At 64.8% G+C, this 14,554-nt stretch carries 13 protein-coding genes, 1 pseudogene and 1 riboswitch; of the genes and pseudogenes, 7 read left to right on the top strand and 7 right to left on the bottom strand.

The genetic code is table 11. The features are described 5' to 3' along the window. Nucleotides 1-61: 61 nt before the first annotated feature. Complete coding sequence (locus IB229_RS18550) at nucleotides 62-691, bottom strand: LysE family transporter (protein ID WP_192331378.1); 630 nt, start codon at nucleotides 689-691, stop codon at nucleotides 62-64. Nucleotides 692-1,026: 335 nt separating this feature from the next. Between IB229_RS18550 and IB229_RS18555 the strand changes: the two genes are divergently transcribed. The 5 genes from IB229_RS18555 to IB229_RS18575 all read left to right on the top strand — a co-directional run bounded on the left by IB229_RS18555 (nucleotide 1,027) and on the right by IB229_RS18575 (nucleotide 6,091). After that, a complete protein-coding gene (locus tag IB229_RS18555) occupies nucleotides 1,027-1,992 on the top strand; it encodes a 2-hydroxyacid dehydrogenase (RefSeq protein ID WP_192331379.1) in 966 nt (321 codons plus the stop codon). A 108-nt stretch (nucleotides 1,993-2,100) separates the two neighbouring features. After that, on the top strand, nucleotides 2,101-3,099 hold the full coding sequence (locus IB229_RS18560) for a class I SAM-dependent methyltransferase (protein WP_192331380.1): 999 nt from the start codon (nucleotides 2,101-2,103) through the stop codon (nucleotides 3,097-3,099). Nucleotides 3,100-3,242: 143 nt separating this feature from the next. Then, entirely contained in the window at nucleotides 3,243-4,718 is a 1,476-nt protein-coding gene (locus tag IB229_RS18565) for an amino acid permease (RefSeq protein WP_318652125.1), read from the top strand. A 34-nt stretch (nucleotides 4,719-4,752) separates the two neighbouring features. After that, a riboswitch (yybP-ykoY riboswitch) is annotated at nucleotides 4,753-4,933 on the top strand. A gap of 29 nt (nucleotides 4,934-4,962) precedes the next feature. Beyond that, nucleotides 4,963-5,544 (top strand): TMEM165/GDT1 family protein, encoded by a 582-nt coding sequence (locus IB229_RS18570; RefSeq protein ID WP_192331617.1) that lies wholly within the window; start codon nucleotides 4,963-4,965, stop codon nucleotides 5,542-5,544. A gap of 103 nt (nucleotides 5,545-5,647) precedes the next feature. Beyond that, on the top strand, nucleotides 5,648-6,091 hold the full coding sequence (locus IB229_RS18575; protein WP_192331382.1) for an ester cyclase: 444 nt from the start codon (nucleotides 5,648-5,650) through the stop codon (nucleotides 6,089-6,091). A gap of 26 nt (nucleotides 6,092-6,117) precedes the next feature. On the opposite strand, the gene IB229_RS18580 is transcribed toward IB229_RS18575, so the two are convergent. Further along, the gene (locus tag IB229_RS18580) at nucleotides 6,118-6,939 is read right to left on the bottom strand and encodes a M48 family metallopeptidase (RefSeq protein ID WP_192331383.1); all 822 of its coding nucleotides are present in this window, start codon (nucleotides 6,937-6,939) and stop codon (nucleotides 6,118-6,120) included. Between the two features lie 1,340 nt (nucleotides 6,940-8,279). On the opposite strand from IB229_RS18580, the pseudogene IB229_RS22355 reads away from it, so the two are divergent. Next, a pseudogene (locus IB229_RS22355) lies at nucleotides 8,280-8,480 on the top strand (HAMP domain-containing protein); the annotation flags it as partial. 114 nt (nucleotides 8,481-8,594) lie between these two features. Beyond that, nucleotides 8,595-9,338, top strand: a complete 744-nt coding sequence (locus tag IB229_RS22360; RefSeq protein ID WP_412547807.1) for a methyl-accepting chemotaxis protein — start codon at nucleotides 8,595-8,597, stop codon at nucleotides 9,336-9,338. Nucleotides 9,339-9,522: 184 nt separating this feature from the next. On the opposite strand, the gene ispD is transcribed toward IB229_RS22360, so the two are convergent. From ispD to IB229_RS18610, 5 genes are all read right to left on the bottom strand, one after another. Next, entirely contained in the window at nucleotides 9,523-10,233 is a 711-nt protein-coding gene (ispD, locus tag IB229_RS18590; protein WP_192331385.1) for a 2-C-methyl-D-erythritol 4-phosphate cytidylyltransferase, read from the bottom strand. Then, nucleotides 10,230-10,511 (bottom strand): cell division protein FtsB, encoded by a 282-nt coding sequence (gene ftsB / locus IB229_RS18595; RefSeq protein WP_412547797.1) that lies wholly within the window; start codon nucleotides 10,509-10,511, stop codon nucleotides 10,230-10,232. Before ftsB ends, ispD begins: the two co-directional genes overlap by 4 nt. A 189-nt stretch (nucleotides 10,512-10,700) precedes the next feature. After that, on the bottom strand, nucleotides 10,701-11,990 hold the full coding sequence (gene eno, locus IB229_RS18600) for a phosphopyruvate hydratase (RefSeq protein ID WP_192331386.1): 1,290 nt from the start codon (nucleotides 11,988-11,990) through the stop codon (nucleotides 10,701-10,703). Nucleotides 11,991-12,074: 84 nt separating this feature from the next. Continuing rightward, nucleotides 12,075-12,920 (bottom strand): 3-deoxy-8-phosphooctulonate synthase, encoded by an 846-nt coding sequence (gene kdsA, locus IB229_RS18605; protein WP_192331387.1) that lies wholly within the window; start codon nucleotides 12,918-12,920, stop codon nucleotides 12,075-12,077. Beyond that, nucleotides 12,917-14,548, bottom strand: a complete 1,632-nt coding sequence (locus IB229_RS18610; protein ID WP_192331388.1) for a CTP synthase — start codon at nucleotides 14,546-14,548, stop codon at nucleotides 12,917-12,919. Before IB229_RS18610 ends, kdsA begins: the two co-directional genes overlap by 4 nt. Nucleotides 14,549-14,554 lie beyond the last annotated feature (6 nt).

Here is a 14,554-nt window from a genome sequence, read left to right on the forward strand (position 1 = left end):
GCGAAAAGAAGGCGCAGCAGCAATACCGACCACTACGCACTCAAGCCATCCGGCAGATCGCTCAGCGCAGCTCGCTGAACGCCAGCTTCACCCCCAGGCCGATCAATACGGCGCCCATGACCCGGTCGAACCAATGGCCCATCCGCGCGAAGCCGGCGCGCACCCGCGACTGGCTGAACAGCAGCGCCACCAGGCAGAACCACAGCGCGGTGGCGAACGCCAGGTACACGCCATAACCGGCCTGCACCGCCAGCGGCGTGTGCGGGTTGATCACCACGGTGAACAGGGACAGGAAGAACAGCGTGGCCTTGGGGTTCAGCCCATTGGTGACAAAACCGGTCATGAACGCCGCTAGCGGCGCGCGCGCCTGGCCATCCCCCGTCACGTCCAGCGCGCCCTCGGCCGCCGGCTTGGCACGCAACGCCTTGATGCCGATATACAGCAGGTAAGCCGCCGCCAGCCATTTCAGCGCGTTGAACAGAACGATCGACTGCGACACGATCAGGCCGATCCCAAGCAATGAATAGCCGACGTGCACGAAGATCCCCATGCCGACACCGGCAGCGGTCCAGACACCGGCACGTCGGCCATGCGCCACGCTCTCGCGAACCACGATGGCAAAGTCCGGCCCAGGACTGGCCACAGCCAGCAGATGGATCAGGGCAACGGTGAGAAATTCCGCCCAGTACATGGAACCTCCGAACAAGGGACAAGTGCATCAGGCTGGCAACCTTACGCCAGCTCACCTCGCCACAACAGATACAGCCACCTGGAAACACCTCCATATCGGCCACCGGCAGGCGAGTAATGAACAGTGGTTCTGAGCGGCTTCAACACAGGCAAACCGCGTAAAACCGGCTCGACGGCTCATCAGCGTCAGGCGAAGGAGCACACCTCAGCAAAAGGCCGTCGCAGACGCCCGCACGAAGCGAGCAACGGCCCAGTCCCGGCCATAAAACGGTTCCTTTCACTAAGCGTCTGAATTAATTTGAAATTCAAACCGACCCGTCAGCAAAGGCCGATGCCATGACCAGCAGCACCCGAGCAGTATTCCTTGATCACGCCTCTCTCGACCTCGGCGACCTTGATCTGCAGCCCCTGCGCCAGGCGTTCGACGAGCTGGTACTGCATTCAAGTAGCCAGCCTGGCGACATCGCCCAGCGTCTGCAGGGAGCACACGTGGCGATCAGCAACAAGGTGGCGCTCGACGCCGCTAGCCTCGCCGCCTGCCCGGAGCTGAAGCTGATCCTGATCTCGGCCACCGGCACCAACAACGTCGACCTCGCGGCCGCTCGCCAGCAGGGCATTACCGTGTGCAACTGCCAGGGCTACGGCACGCCATCGGTGGCCCAGCACACGCTGCTCCTGCTACTGGCCCTGGCCACTCGCCTGCCCGACTACCAGCAGGCCGTGCGCGGCGGTGCCTGGCAACAGGCAGCGCAGTTCTGCCTGCTCGACTTCCCGATCATCGAGCTGGAAGGCAAGACCCTCGGCCTGCTCGGCCACGGTGAACTCGGTGGTGCCGTGGCGCGCCTGGCAGAAGCCTTCGGCATGCGCGTGCTGCTCGGCGCCCTGCCCGGCCGGCCGCCACGCGCCGACCGTGTTCCGCTGGACGAACTGCTGCCCCAGGTGGACGCCCTGACCCTGCACTGCCCGCTCACCGAGCAGACACGCAACCTGATTGGCAAGGCAGAACTGGCGCGGATGAAGCCCACCGCCCTGCTGATCAACACCGCCCGCGGTGGCCTGGTCGACGAGCAGGCGCTAGCCGATACCCTGCGCGCCGGCCACTTGGGCGGCGCGGCGTTCGACGTGCTCACCGAGGAACCGCCGCGTCAGGGCAACCCGCTGCTCGCAGGCGATATCCCGCGACTGATCATCACCCCGCACAGTGCCTGGGGCAGCCGCGAGGCACGCCAGCGCATCGTCGGCCAGCTCAGCGAAAACGCCGCCGCATTCTTCGCCGGCACGCCGCAACGCGTGGTCAGCTGACCCAACGATTCGCCACGGCAACCGCCGCGCACCTGCACGACGGCTGTCGCTCGCTCCCCGGCACCTCGGCTTGTAAACTACGCGCCCTTTTCATGGCCGGAGACACGCATGGACCCCCGAAGCGAAGTACTGCTGCGTCAGGCAGACCTCTTCCAGGGCGACCTGCTGCTCGCCGGCCTGCCGGCCGATGACCTGCTCGCGCAGTTGCCAACAGCCCACGGCTGGAGCTGGCATGCCGGCGAACAGCACACCCTGCTGACTCGCTTTGGCGAACGCAGCCACTTCGGTACCCAGGCGCCCGAACGCGCCTTCTCAGCTGCCGTGCTGTTCCTGCCCAAGTCCCGCGAGCTGACCGCCTACCTGCTGCAGGCCCTGGCCGCGCGCCTGGGCGGCGGCCTGCTGTACCTGGTCGGCGAAAAACGCGCCGGCATCGAGCGCGCCGCCAAGCAGCTCGCCGTCTACGGAAAACCACGCAAGCTGGACAGCGCGCGGCATTGTCAGCTGTGGCAGGTCAGCATCGACCAGGCACCAGCGGTACCGGACCTCGACGCCCTGGCACAACGCTACGAACTGCAGCTGGCCGACGGCCCGTTGCAGGTGCTCAGCCTGCCCGGCGTATTCAGCCACGGTCGCCTGGATCGCGGCAGCGCCCTGCTGCTCGAACACCTCGACGGCCTTCCCGGCGGCCACCTGCTCGACTTCGGTTGCGGCGCTGGCGTGCTCGGTGCGGTCCTCAAGCGCCGCTACCCGGACAGCTGCGTCAGCCTGCTGGATGTCGATGCCTTCGCCGCCGCCAGCAGCCGCCTGACCCTGGCCGCCAATGGTTTGGAGGGCGAGGTAATCTGCGCTGACGGCATCGCCGCCGCCCCCTCGGAACTGACGGCGATTCTCAGCAACCCGCCGTTTCACCAAGGCGTACACACCCACTACCAAGCCAGCGAAGACCTGCTGCGCCAGGCCCGCGAGCACCTGAACAAGGGCGGCGAGCTGCGCCTGGTGGCCAACAGCTTCCTCACGTACCCACCGCTGATTGAAATCCACCTCGGCCCCTGTCGCACGCTGGGCAAGGCTGACGGTTTCAGCATCTACAGCGCCCGCCGCGGTTGAGCCGCCGCTTCACACAGCCGTGCGCCGGTCGTGAGGTTGCGTTTGCCCGACCAGCACCCACACTGCATTGACGCCGCCCTGCCCGCGGCGCCGCCCCCGTTGTCGAGACGCTTGTGAAAACCACTGACCAGGACGCCGGGCTGGTGTTCGCCACATCCCCGGAAGGCACGCCGCCGACCCTCAAGCGCGCACTCAAGGCGCGCCACCTGAACATGATCGCCATCGGCGGCTCGATCGGCACCGGCCTGTTCGTCGCCTCCGGCAGCACGGTGGCCAGCGCCGGTCCCGGCGGCGCGCTGGCCGCCTATGCGCTGATCGGCATCATGGTGTTCTTCCTGATGACCAGCCTCGGCGAGCTGGCCGCCTACATGCCCGACTCCGGCTCGTTCTGCACCTACGGCAGCCGTTTCATCGACCAGGGCTTCGGCTTCGCCATGGGCTGGAACTACTGGTACAACTGGGCCGTGACCATCGCCGCCGAGCTGGTGGCGGCGCAGCTGGTGATGAGCTTCTGGTTCCCCGACGTGCCGGGGCTGTACTGGAGCGGGCTGTTCCTGGCACTGATGTTCTTGCTCAACTTCTTCTCGGTGAAGGGCTTTGGCGAGAGCGAGTTCTGGTTCGCCCTGATCAAGGTCGTCGCCGTGGTGATCTTCATCGGCATTGGCCTGGCCAGCATTTTCGGCATCATGAGCGGCGTCGACTCGCCCGGCTTCAGCAACTTCACCGACGGTGACGCGCCCTTCGTCGGCGGCCTGCAGGCGATGATCGGGGTGGCGATGATCGCCGGCTTCTCGTTCCAGGGTACCGAGCTGATCGGCGTCGCCGCCGGTGAGTCGGAAAACCCGCGCAAAACCATTCCTGTAGCAATCCGCCAGGTGTTCTGGCGCATCCTGATGTTCTACATCCTGTCGATCTTCATCATCGGCATGCTGATTCCCTACACCGACCCGAACCTGCTGAAGACCGGCGACGACAACATCAGCACCTCGCCCTTCACCCTGCTGTTCGAGCGTGCCGGGCTGGCCGCAGCCGCCGGGGTGATGAACGCGGTGATCCTCTCGGCGATTCTCTCGGCCGGCAACTCGGGGATGTACGCCTCCACCCGCATGCTCTACACCATGGCCACCCAGGGCAAAGCGCCGCGCCTGTTCGCCCGCCTGTCGCGCAGCGGCGTGCCGCGTTACGCGCTGTACGCCACCACGCTGGTCGGCATGCTGTGTTTCTTCACTACCTTCGTCGGCGACAAGACGGTCTACACCTGGCTGCTCAACACCTCGGGCATGTGCGGCTTCATCGTCTGGCTGGGCGTGGCCGCCTCACACTATCGCTTTCGCAAGGGCTTCCTCGCCCAGGGTGGGAACCTCACGGATCTGCCGTACCGTGCCAAGTGGTTCCCGTTCGGTCCGCTGTTCGCCTTCAGCCTGTGCCTGGCGATCACCCTGGGGCAAAACTATCAGGCCTTCATCGGCGATCAGGTCGACTGGGCCGGGCTGGTCGCCACCTACGTCAGCCTGCCGTTGTTCCTCGCCATCTGGCTGGGCTACCGCCTGAAACACGGCAGCTGCTTCGTGCGCTACGAAGAGATGGACGTCAGCCCGACGCGCGGCGAAACGCCATAAGCGCTTGCCGTCGCCAGCCGCATTGGGCAGAATTCGCCCCGTCCTAGGGGAGTAGTCTCCCGTGAGCGCCCGCTCACCCGGCATGCGTCAACATACTTGGTCCACAGACCATGGCGCATGCGACTCAAGGCTCGTCAGAAGCCTGGGTTTGACAAGACCTATGACACGTACACCTTACCCGGGGCGGGGAGGCGCACGTGTCATAGCTAACCGTCGAACCTGCCCCCGTAGGAATACCCTGATGTTGGAATCCCTGTTCGTCCCTACCGGAATCGTCGCGCTAGCCGAAATCGGCGACAAGACGCAGCTGCTCGCCCTGTTGCTGGCCTGCCGCTTCCGTCGGCCCTGGCCGATCATCTGGGGCATCGTCATCGCCACCCTGGCCAATCACGCCGCCGCCGGCGCCGTGGGCAACTGGGTCGCCAGCTTCTTTTCACCCACCGCCCTGCGCTGGATCCTCGCCGGCAGCTTCGCCGCCGTTGCCCTGTGGACGCTGATCCCCGACAAGCTCGACGATGACGAGGAATCCCATCTCAAGCGCTTCGGCCCGTTCCTCACCACGCTGATCGCCTTTTTCCTCGCCGAGATGGGCGACAAGACCCAGGTGGCGACCATCATGCTGGCCGCACAGTACCCGGACTTCCTCATGGTGGTGATCGGCACGACCCTGGGCATGCTGATCGCCAACGTGCCGGTGGTACTGGCCGGCAACTTCGCTGCCGATCGTCTGCCACTGACGCTCATTCGTCGCCTCGCCGCACTGGCCTTCGCTGCCCTCGCCATCTACGCGGCCTGTCAGGCACTGGGGCTCGGCGCCAGCGGCTGATGCGCAAGGCCGAAACGGCTCCCGGCGGGGCGATTCCGCCGGCGCGGCGGGCTGGGTAATCTGTGCAACACGATGCCAGTCCAGCCCGACCAAGGAGTAGTAGATGTCACTGGATGAGATGAAGAAACGGGTGCGTCAGCACATCGAGCTGAGCTGGAACAAAGGCCACCTGGCCCTGGCCGAACAGCTGCACAGCGCCGACTTTCTCTACAAGAGTTCCTTCGTCGGCCGCCCCCTGGGCAGTGCGGCCTTCACCGGCATGGTGCGGGAAATCCGCCAGGCCATGCCGGACCTGGAAGTGGTGCTCGAAGAGTGCATCGCCGAAGGGCAGAAGGTGGTGACCTGGAGCACCCTGATCGGCACCATCCAGAAACCTGCGCTGGGCTACCCGCCCAGCGACAAGGTCCTCAGCATCTCGGCCATGGCCTTCTGGACCCTCACGCCCGCTGGCGAGATCCGCGAGATCTGCACCATGTTCGACATGGAAAGCTTCCGCGCCCAGCTCGGCCTGGAAACCCGCCCCTACGCCGAAAAAGCCCTGCCTTAACCCGATACCCTCAGGTGCCGCTGCGCTCAGCGCTGGCCCTTGGCCTGCTCGTACAGCGGCATCACCTTGGGGATCGCCGCCTGCAGCGAGGCGATGCGATTGCTCGACGCCGGGTGCGTGCTCATGAATTCCGGCTGCGAGCCGCCACCGGCCTTGCTCATCTTCTGCCACAGGCCGACCGCCGCGTTCGGGTTGTAACCGGCACGCGCCGACAGCTCCAGGCCGATGATGTCTGCCTCGTTCTCGTTGCCACGGCTGTTGGGCAGGGTCATGCCGTACTGCACTGCAGTGTCGGCCAGCACCATGCTGTTCTCACCGAGGCCGAGCAGCGCACCGGCGCCCTGCTTCGCCACCTCGATGCCATAGGCCTTGGACATGGCTTCGCGGCTGTGCTCGCGCAGGGCGTGGGCGATCTCGTGGCCCATGACCGCGGCAATCTCGTCGTCGCTGAGCTGCAGCTTCTCGATCAGGCCGCTGTAGAAGATGATCTTGCCGCCGGGCCCGCAGTTGGCATTCAGCTCCTCGCTGTCGATCAGGTTGACCTCCCACGGCCACTGCGCGGCATCGGCGCGGAACACCGGGGCCTGCTTGATCAGCCGCGCGGCGATGGCCTGCAGGCGCTTGGCGTTGGCGCTGCTCTTGTCCAGCACGCCCTTGCCCGACGCTTCGCTCAGGGTCTGCTGGTAGGACTGCGCATACATCTGATTGACCTGGTCGGTCGACAGCATGCTGAACATGTACTGCTTGCGCTCCACGCCCACCGCGCCGCCACTGGTGGTATTCACCGCCTGGCACGCCGCCAGGGCGCAGCAGACTGCCAAGGCCGACAGACGAAACAGATTATTCATGCCATTGCTCCTAGATCGGTGAAGGGGCTCGCCGCAACCGCGACGACGCTCGAATCGGGGCCGTATGCTAGGCCGGCGCCTGCGCGGCGACAACCTCACTTGCACTCTGGCCAATCGCCATCTTTGCTACAGACAACACGCCCGGCGAGGCGTGCGCTTATGCCCGACAGGGCCTTGCAAAGGCACCTTGCGCGGGCTAATGCTTTGCCATTCATCTGCCGATAAAGCCAGGGACAGGCACAACCCAATGATGTGGAGCCCCTATGCGATTCAAGTCCATCCAGTTTTCCGTCGCGGCACTGGCCGGTGCCAGTGTCCTGGCCGTGGTTGTGGCGCTGGTGCTGTACTCGCTGTTTTCCGGGGCGCGCACCCAGGCGATGGTCGAGGACAGCACGCGCGGCCTGCTCGAGCAGATGATCAAGGACCGTCTGGTCACCCTGGCCGAAGCCCAGGTCAGCCAGATCCAGCGTGAGCTGGAATACCCGCTGATCGTCGCCGGCAACCTGGCCCAGACCAACGCCCTGATGGGCGAAACCGACGCCAACGGCAATGCGCTGATCGGTGCCAGCCGCGAAGAGCTGTCGAACCTGCTGCGCAACGTGGTGGTGAAGAACCCCAGGCTGATTGACGCCTACATCGGCTGGGAGCCGAATGCCTTCGACCAGGACGACGACCTCTACGCCGGCCAGACCGAGAACGCCTACGACGAATCGGGGCGCTTTATGCCCTGGTGGTACCGCAAGGCGGATGGCACGCCGACGGCCGAACCGCTGGGCTCGGACATGGAAAACGAGAAGCGCCTGCCCACCGGCGTGCGTGCCGGCGAGTACTACCTGTGCCCGCGCGAGACCAAGAGCATCTGCATCATCGACCCGGCACCCTACGAAATGGGCGGCAAGATGGTGATGATGGCCTCCTTCAACGTGCCGATCCTGGTCAATGGCCAGTTCCGTGGCGTGGTCGGTGCCGATCTCGCGGTGGACTTCGTCCAGCAGCTGCTGAGCAAAGCCGACGCCGAGCTGTACGACGGCGCCGGCGAGATGGCGCTGATCTCCACCAACGATCGCCTGGTCGCCTACACCAAGGACGCCAGCAAGCTCGGTGAACCGAGCGCACAGACCTTCAGCGGTCTCGGTGACCTGAAACAGCTGCAGCTGGGCAAGGCACACCTCAGCACCGACGACGCCAACGGGCAGATCCAGCTGCTGCTGCCCTTCTCCGTGGCCAACACGCCGACCCGCTGGACGCTGGTCATGCACCTGCCGCAGAGCGCCGTGTATGCCGAGCTGCTGACCTTGCAGGAAGAGCTGCGCAGCCAGCACGACACCGATATCTTCGGCATGACCGTGGTCGGCCTGCTGATCGCCGGGCTTGGTCTGATCGTGGTGTGGTTCGTCGGTTTCGGCATCGCCCGCCCGCTGAAACAGATGGTCGCCATGCTCGACGACATCGCCAAGGGTGACGGCGACCTGACCAAGCGTCTGGAGGTCAACCGCGTCGACGAACTCGGGCAGATCGCCAGTGGCTTCAACACCTTCCTCAACAAGCTGCAGGTGATGATCCGCGACGTGGTCAGCTCGGTGCAAAAGGTCAGTGACTCCTCCGAGCACACCGCCGACATCGCCATCCGCACCAACCAGGGCGTGCAGCGGCAGATGGCCGAGATCGATCAGGTCGCCACCGCCGTGCACGAGATGACCGCCACCGCACAGGACGTGGCGCGCAACGCCACCCACGCTGCCGAGGCCGCCAACCACGCCGACCGCTCGGCCAACGACGGCAAGCGCATCGTGCAGAACACCTCCAACGCGATCGCCGTGCTGGCCACCGAAATCGGCCGTGCCGTGGGCGTCGTGCAGACCCTGGCCAAGGACAGCGAGAACATCAACGCCATCCTCGTGGCCATTCGCGGCATTGCCGAGCAGACCAACCTGCTCGCGCTCAACGCCGCCATCGAGGCCGCCCGTGCCGGCGAGCAGGGCCGCGGTTTTGCCGTGGTCGCCGACGAGGTGCGCAACCTGGCGCAGAAGACCCAGCAGGCCACCGAAGAAATCCAGTCGATGATCCAGCAACTGCAGAGCGGCACGCGCGAAGTGGTCAATGTCATGGAGCACAGCCAGACCAAGACCGACGACAGCGTGCAGCAGGCCGCAGCCGCGGCCGAGGCGCTGGAGGCGATCACCCAGGCGGTGTCGGTGATCAACGACATGAACACGCAGATCGCCAGTGCGGCCGAGGAGCAGAGCGCGGTGGCCGAGGACATCAACCGCAACGTCACCAACATCGGCCAGGTTGCCGCGGAAGTGGCCGGCGGTGCCGACGAGGCCAGCGCGGCCAGCGCCGAGTTGACCAAGCTGGCCGAACAGCAGCGCCGGCTGATCAACCAGTTCCGCGTGTGAACCCACGGCGATGGGGCGCCCTGCCCCATCGCCATCCCACCCGATCACAGACGAACAACCACACACAGGCTGCGCCGTGCGCACCGGTAGCTGGCGCGCATGTCATCATCCGGCTGGCGGTGAGTTACGTGTCATGAAGACACGCTTGCTGGGTCGACAAAGCGTGACCCCACCCTAGGCATTGCTAGCCCTTGTGCGCCCAGCGCTGGCGAAGCCAGTCGAGGTCTTCCGGGCGGGTCACCTTGAGGTTGTCCGCGCGCCCCTCGATCAGGCGCGGGAACAGCCCTGCCCACTCCATCGCCGAAGCTTCGTCGGTCACCGCCACGCCCGCGACCAGCGCGTCGGCCAGGGCCCGGTGCAAGGCGGAGAAACGAAACATCTGCGGGGTAAACGCCTGCCAGATCACGCTGCGGTCGACGGTCTCTGCCACACGCCCATCGGCGCCCACGCGTTTGAGGGTGTCGCGCGCCGGTACGGCGAGCAGGCCGCCAACCGGGTCGTCGGCCAGCTCGGCGAGCAGCTGATCGAGATCGGCGCGCGCCAGGTTCGGCCGCGCGGCGTCGTGCACCAGCACCCAGTCATCGGCCTTGGCGCCCAGCTCGAGCAGGTGCAGTAACCCGTTGAGCACCGAGTCGGCACGCTCGCTGCCGCCCTCGACGCGACGAACGCGTGCATCGCCCGCCACCGGCAACGCCGGCCACCACGGGTCGTCTGCCGCCAGCGGCAGCACCAGGCCCTTGAGCCGGGGGTGGTCGAGAAAGCAGTCGAGGGTGTGCTCGAGCAAGGTGCGCCCGGCCAGTTCGAGGTATTGCTTGGGACGGTCGGCACGCATGCGCGAGCCGATTCCGGCCGCCGGGATGATCACCCAGAACGCCGGCAGGACTGCCGCGCTCATTCGGCCAACTGATAGAGGGTCTCGCCCTCTTTGACCATACCGAGTTCGTGACGGGCACGCTCCTCGACGGTCTCGGTGCCCTTCTTCAGCTCCATCACCTCGGCTTCGAGGATCTGGTTGCGCTCCAGCAGACGCTCGTTCTCGCCCGCCTGTTCGGCAATTTGCCGCTTCAGGTCGGTCACCTGGGCCAGGCTTCCGTCACCCACCCACAAGCGGTACTGCAGGCCGGAAAGAACCAGCACCAGTACGACGAACAACCAGTAGGGGGCTTTAGCCATCAGGGAAACCATATACAAAGGGCAGCTTGCGCTGCCCTTTTACCATTCTTTACCCGGCCAGTGAAAACGTCAGCGACGAATCCCCGGTCGGGCTGGCACCATTGCGTGGAACCTGTTCGACGCCTTGCGAGCCGGAGCCCTGCCCCGCAGGGCAGCAGGTCCGGCGCGCAGTCGACGCCGAGCGCGTTCTCAGCCGCGGAACTCGGCGCGGCCCTTGTACGGTGCCTTGCCAGCCAGTTGCTCTTCGATGCGCAGCAGCTGGTTGTACTTGGACACGCGGTCGGAGCGGCACAGGGAGCCGGTCTTGATCTGGCCAGCAGCGGTGCCCACGGCCAGGTCGGCGATGGTGCTGTCTTCGGTTTCACCGGAACGGTGCGAGATCACGGCGGTGTAGCCGGCGGCCTTGGCCATCTGGATGGCTTCCAGGGTTTCGGTCAGCGAACCGATCTGGTTGAACTTGATCAGGATCGAGTTACCGATGGACTCATCGATGCCACGCTTGAGGATCTTGGTGTTGGTCACGAACAGGTCGTCGCCCACCAGTTGCACCTTCTCGCCGATCTTGTCGGTGAGGACTTTCCAGCCAGCCCAGTCGGACTCGTCCATGCCGTCTTCGATGGAGATGATCGGGTAGCGCTCGGTCAGGCCGGCCAGGTAGTCGGCAAAACCGGCGGCGTCGAACACCTTGCCTTCACCGGCCAGGTCGTACTTGCCGTCTTCGAAGAACTCGGAAGAGGCGCAGTCCAGGGCCAGGGTCACGTCAGTACCCAGTTTGTAGCCGGCATTGGCCACGGCTTCGGCGATAGCGGCCAGGGCGTCTTCGTTGGAGGTCAGGTTCGGCGCGAAGCCACCTTCGTCACCGACGGACGTGCTCAGGCCACGGGCCTTCAGCACGGCTTTCAGGTGATGGAAGATCTCGGTGCCCATGCGCAGCGCGTCGGAGAAGGTCTTGGCGCCAACCGGCTGAACCATGAACTCCTGGATGTCGACGTTGTTATCGGCGTGCTCGCCGCCGTTGATGATGTTCATCATCGGCACCGGCATGGAGTACTGACCCGGCGTGCCATTGAGGTCGGCGATGTGCGCGTACAGCGGCACGCCCTTGGCCTGAGCGGCAGCCTTGGCGGCGGCCAGGGACACGGCGAGGATGGCGTTGGCGCCCAGCTTGCCTTTGTTCTCGGTGCCGTCCAGGTCGATCATGGCCAGGTCGAGGGCTTTCTGCTCACGGGCGTCTTTGCCCAGCAGCAGGTCGCGAATCGGGCCATTGATGTTGGCCACGGCTTTCAACACGCCCTTGCCTAGGTAACGGCTCTTGTCGCCATCACGCAGTTCGAGCGCTTCGCGCGAACCGGTGGAAGCACCGGACGGCGCACAGGCGCTGCCGATGATGCCGTTTTCGAGGATTACATCGGCTTCTACAGTGGGGTTGCCACGGGAGTCGAGAACCTCACGGCCCTTGATGTCGACGATTTTTGCCATTCTTGTTAGCTCCAACAGTTGAAAGATGCAGTTCCAGAGACGTGGAAACCGCTCAAGGCCGTAGTAGACCCTGAGCGGCGCTCCTTAAGCAGTCTCGATTGGCGCAAAGCTCTTGATCAGGTCATCCAGCTGCTTGAGCTGGGTGAGGAAGGGTTCCAGCTTGTCCAGACGCAACGCGCACGGGCCATCGCACTTGGCGTTGTTCGGGTCCGGGTGGGCCTCGAGGAACAGACCCGCCAGGCCCTGGCTCATGCCGGCCTTGGCCAGGTCGGTGACCTGGGCACGACGGCCGCCAGCAGAATCAGAACGGCCGCCCGGCATCTGCAGGGCGTGGGTGACGTCGAAAAACACCGGGTAGTTGAACTGCTTCATGATGCCGAAGCCGAGCATGTCCACTACCAGGTTGTTGTAACCGAAGGAGGAACCGCGCTCGCAGAGAATCAACTGGTCGTTACCCGCTTCTTCGCATTTGGTCAGGATGTGCTTCATCTCCTGCGGCGCGAGGAACTGGGCCTTCTTGATGTTGATCACGGCGTTGGTCTTGGCCATCGCCACCACCAGGTCGGTCTGCCGCGAGAGGAAGGCCGGCAGCTGGATGATGTCGCAGACCTCGGCCACCGGCGCGGCCTGGTACGGCTCGTGGACATCGGTGATCACCGGCACGCCGAAAGCCTTCTTCACGTCTTCAAAGATCTTCAGCCCCTCTTCCAGGCCTGGGCCGCGGAAGGAGGTGACGGAGGAACGGTTGGCCTTGTCGAAGCTGGCCTTGAACACGTAGGGAATGCCGAGCTTCTCGGTCACGCGCACGTATTCTTCGCAGGCCTGCATGGCCAGGTCGCGCGACTCGAGGACGTTGATGCCACCGAACAGCACGAAGGGCTTGTCGTTGGCGATCTCGATGTCGCCGACACGGATGATCTTCTGGGTCATGCCTTGCGCGCCTTCTGGGCCAGTGCCGCATTGACGAAACCACTGAACAGCGGATGACCGTCACGCGGGGTGGAGGTGAATTCCGGGTGGAACTGACAGGCGACGAACCACGGATGATCCGGCGCCTCGACCACTTCGACCAAAGCGCCGTCGCCGGAGCGGCCGGAAATCTTCAGGCCCGCCTCGATCAGCTGCGGCAGCAGGTTGTTGTTCACTTCGTAACGGTGGCGGTGGCGCTCGACGATGACATCCTTCTCGTAGCAGCCACGCACCAGCGAACCGGCTTCCAGCTGGCAGTCCTGCGCCCCCAGACGCATGGTGCCGCCGAGGTCGGAGGCGTCGGTGCGCACTTCGGTGGCGCCGGTGGCGTCCTGCCATTCGGTGATCAGACCAACCACCGGGTGACCGCTGTTCTGGTCGAACTCGGTGGAGTTGGCGTCTTTCCAGCCCAGCACATTACGGGCGTACTCGATCACCGCGACCTGCATGCCGAGGCAGATACCCAGGTACGGGATCTTGTTCTCGCGGGCGTATTGCACGGTCTTGATCTTGCCTTCTACGCCGCGCAGGCCGAAGCCGCCCGGGACCAGGATGGCGTCGACGCCTTCGAGCAGGGACACGCCCTGGTTCTCGATGTCTTCGGAGTCGATGTAGCGCAGGTTGACCTTGGTGCGGTTCTGGATACCGGCGTGACTCATCGCTTCGATCAGCGACTTGTACGCGTCCAGCAGCTCCATGTACTTGCCGACCATGGCGATGGTGACTTCCTTCTCCGGGTTCAGCTTGGCATCGACCACGCGATCCCACTCGGAGAGGTCGGCCGGGCCGCACTGCAGGGCAAAGCGCTCGACGACGAAGTCGTCCAGGCCCTGTGCGTGCAGCACCGACGGAATCTTGTAGATGGTATCGACGTCTTCCAGACCGATCACCGCACGCTCTTCGACGTTGGTGAACAGGGCGATCTTGCGCCGCGAGGACAGGTCGACTTCATGGTCGGAGCGGCAGATCAGCACGTCCGGCTGCAGGCCGATAGAGCGCAGCTCTTTCACCGAGTGCTGGGTCGGCTTGGTCTTGGTCTCGCCCGCAGTGGCGATGTACGGCACCAGGGTCAGGTGCATCAGCATCGCGCGCTTGGCGCCGACTTCGACACGCAGCTGGCGGATCGCTTCGAGGAACGGCTGAGACTCGATGTCGCCAACCGTGCCGCCGATCTCGACCATCGCCACGTCAGCGTCGCCGGCACCCTTGATGATGCGGCGCTTGATCTCGTCGGTGATGTGCGGAATGACCTGGATGGTCGCACCCAAGTAATCACCACGGCGCTCGCGGCGCAGCACGTCTTCATAGACGCGGCCGGTGGTGAAGTTGTTGTTCTGGGTCATCGTGGTGCGGATGAACCGCTCATAGTGGCCCAGGTCGAGGTCGGTCTCGGCGCCGTCGTGGGTGACGAACACCTCGCCGTGCTGGAACGGGCTCATGGTGCCCGGATCGACGTTAATGTAGGGGTCCAGTTTGAGCATGGTGACCTTCAGGCCCCGCGCCTCCAGGATGGCCGCCAGTGATGCCGAGGCGATGCCTTTCCCCAATGAAGAAACAACACCACCCGTGACGAAGATGTAGCGCGTCATGAAAAA

This window comes from Pseudomonas sp. PDM14, from assembly GCF_014851905.1.
GTDB lineage: Bacteria > Pseudomonadota > Gammaproteobacteria > Pseudomonadales > Pseudomonadaceae > Aquipseudomonas.

What these genes read in the sequence shown, in the direction of transcription:
- IB229_RS18550 (WP_192331378.1), bottom strand. Translation starts at nt 691, where the DNA reads ATGTACTGGGCGGAATTTCTCACCGTTGCCCTGATCCATCTGCTGGCT.
- IB229_RS18555 (WP_192331379.1), top strand. Translation starts at nt 1,027, where the DNA reads ATGACCAGCAGCACCCGAGCAGTATTCCTTGATCACGCCTCTCTCGAC.
- IB229_RS18560 (WP_192331380.1), top strand. Translation starts at nt 2,101, where the DNA reads ATGGACCCCCGAAGCGAAGTACTGCTGCGTCAGGCAGACCTCTTCCAG.
- IB229_RS18575 (WP_192331382.1), top strand. Translation starts at nt 5,648, where the DNA reads ATGTCACTGGATGAGATGAAGAAACGGGTGCGTCAGCACATCGAGCTG.
- IB229_RS18580 (WP_192331383.1), bottom strand. Translation starts at nt 6,939, where the DNA reads ATGAATAATCTGTTTCGTCTGTCGGCCTTGGCAGTCTGCTGCGCCCTG.
- IB229_RS22360 (WP_412547807.1), top strand. Translation starts at nt 8,595, where the DNA reads ATGGCCGAGATCGATCAGGTCGCCACCGCCGTGCACGAGATGACCGCC.
- ispD (WP_192331385.1), bottom strand. Translation starts at nt 10,233, where the DNA reads ATGAGCGCGGCAGTCCTGCCGGCGTTCTGGGTGATCATCCCGGCGGCC.
- ftsB (WP_412547797.1), bottom strand. Translation starts at nt 10,511, where the DNA reads ATGGCTAAAGCCCCCTACTGGTTGTTCGTCGTACTGGTGCTGGTTCTT.
- eno (WP_192331386.1), bottom strand. Translation starts at nt 11,990, where the DNA reads ATGGCAAAAATCGTCGACATCAAGGGCCGTGAGGTTCTCGACTCCCGT.
- kdsA (WP_192331387.1), bottom strand. Translation starts at nt 12,920, where the DNA reads ATGACCCAGAAGATCATCCGTGTCGGCGACATCGAGATCGCCAACGAC.
- IB229_RS18610 (WP_192331388.1), bottom strand. Translation starts at nt 14,548, where the DNA reads ATGACGCGCTACATCTTCGTCACGGGTGGTGTTGTTTCTTCATTGGGG.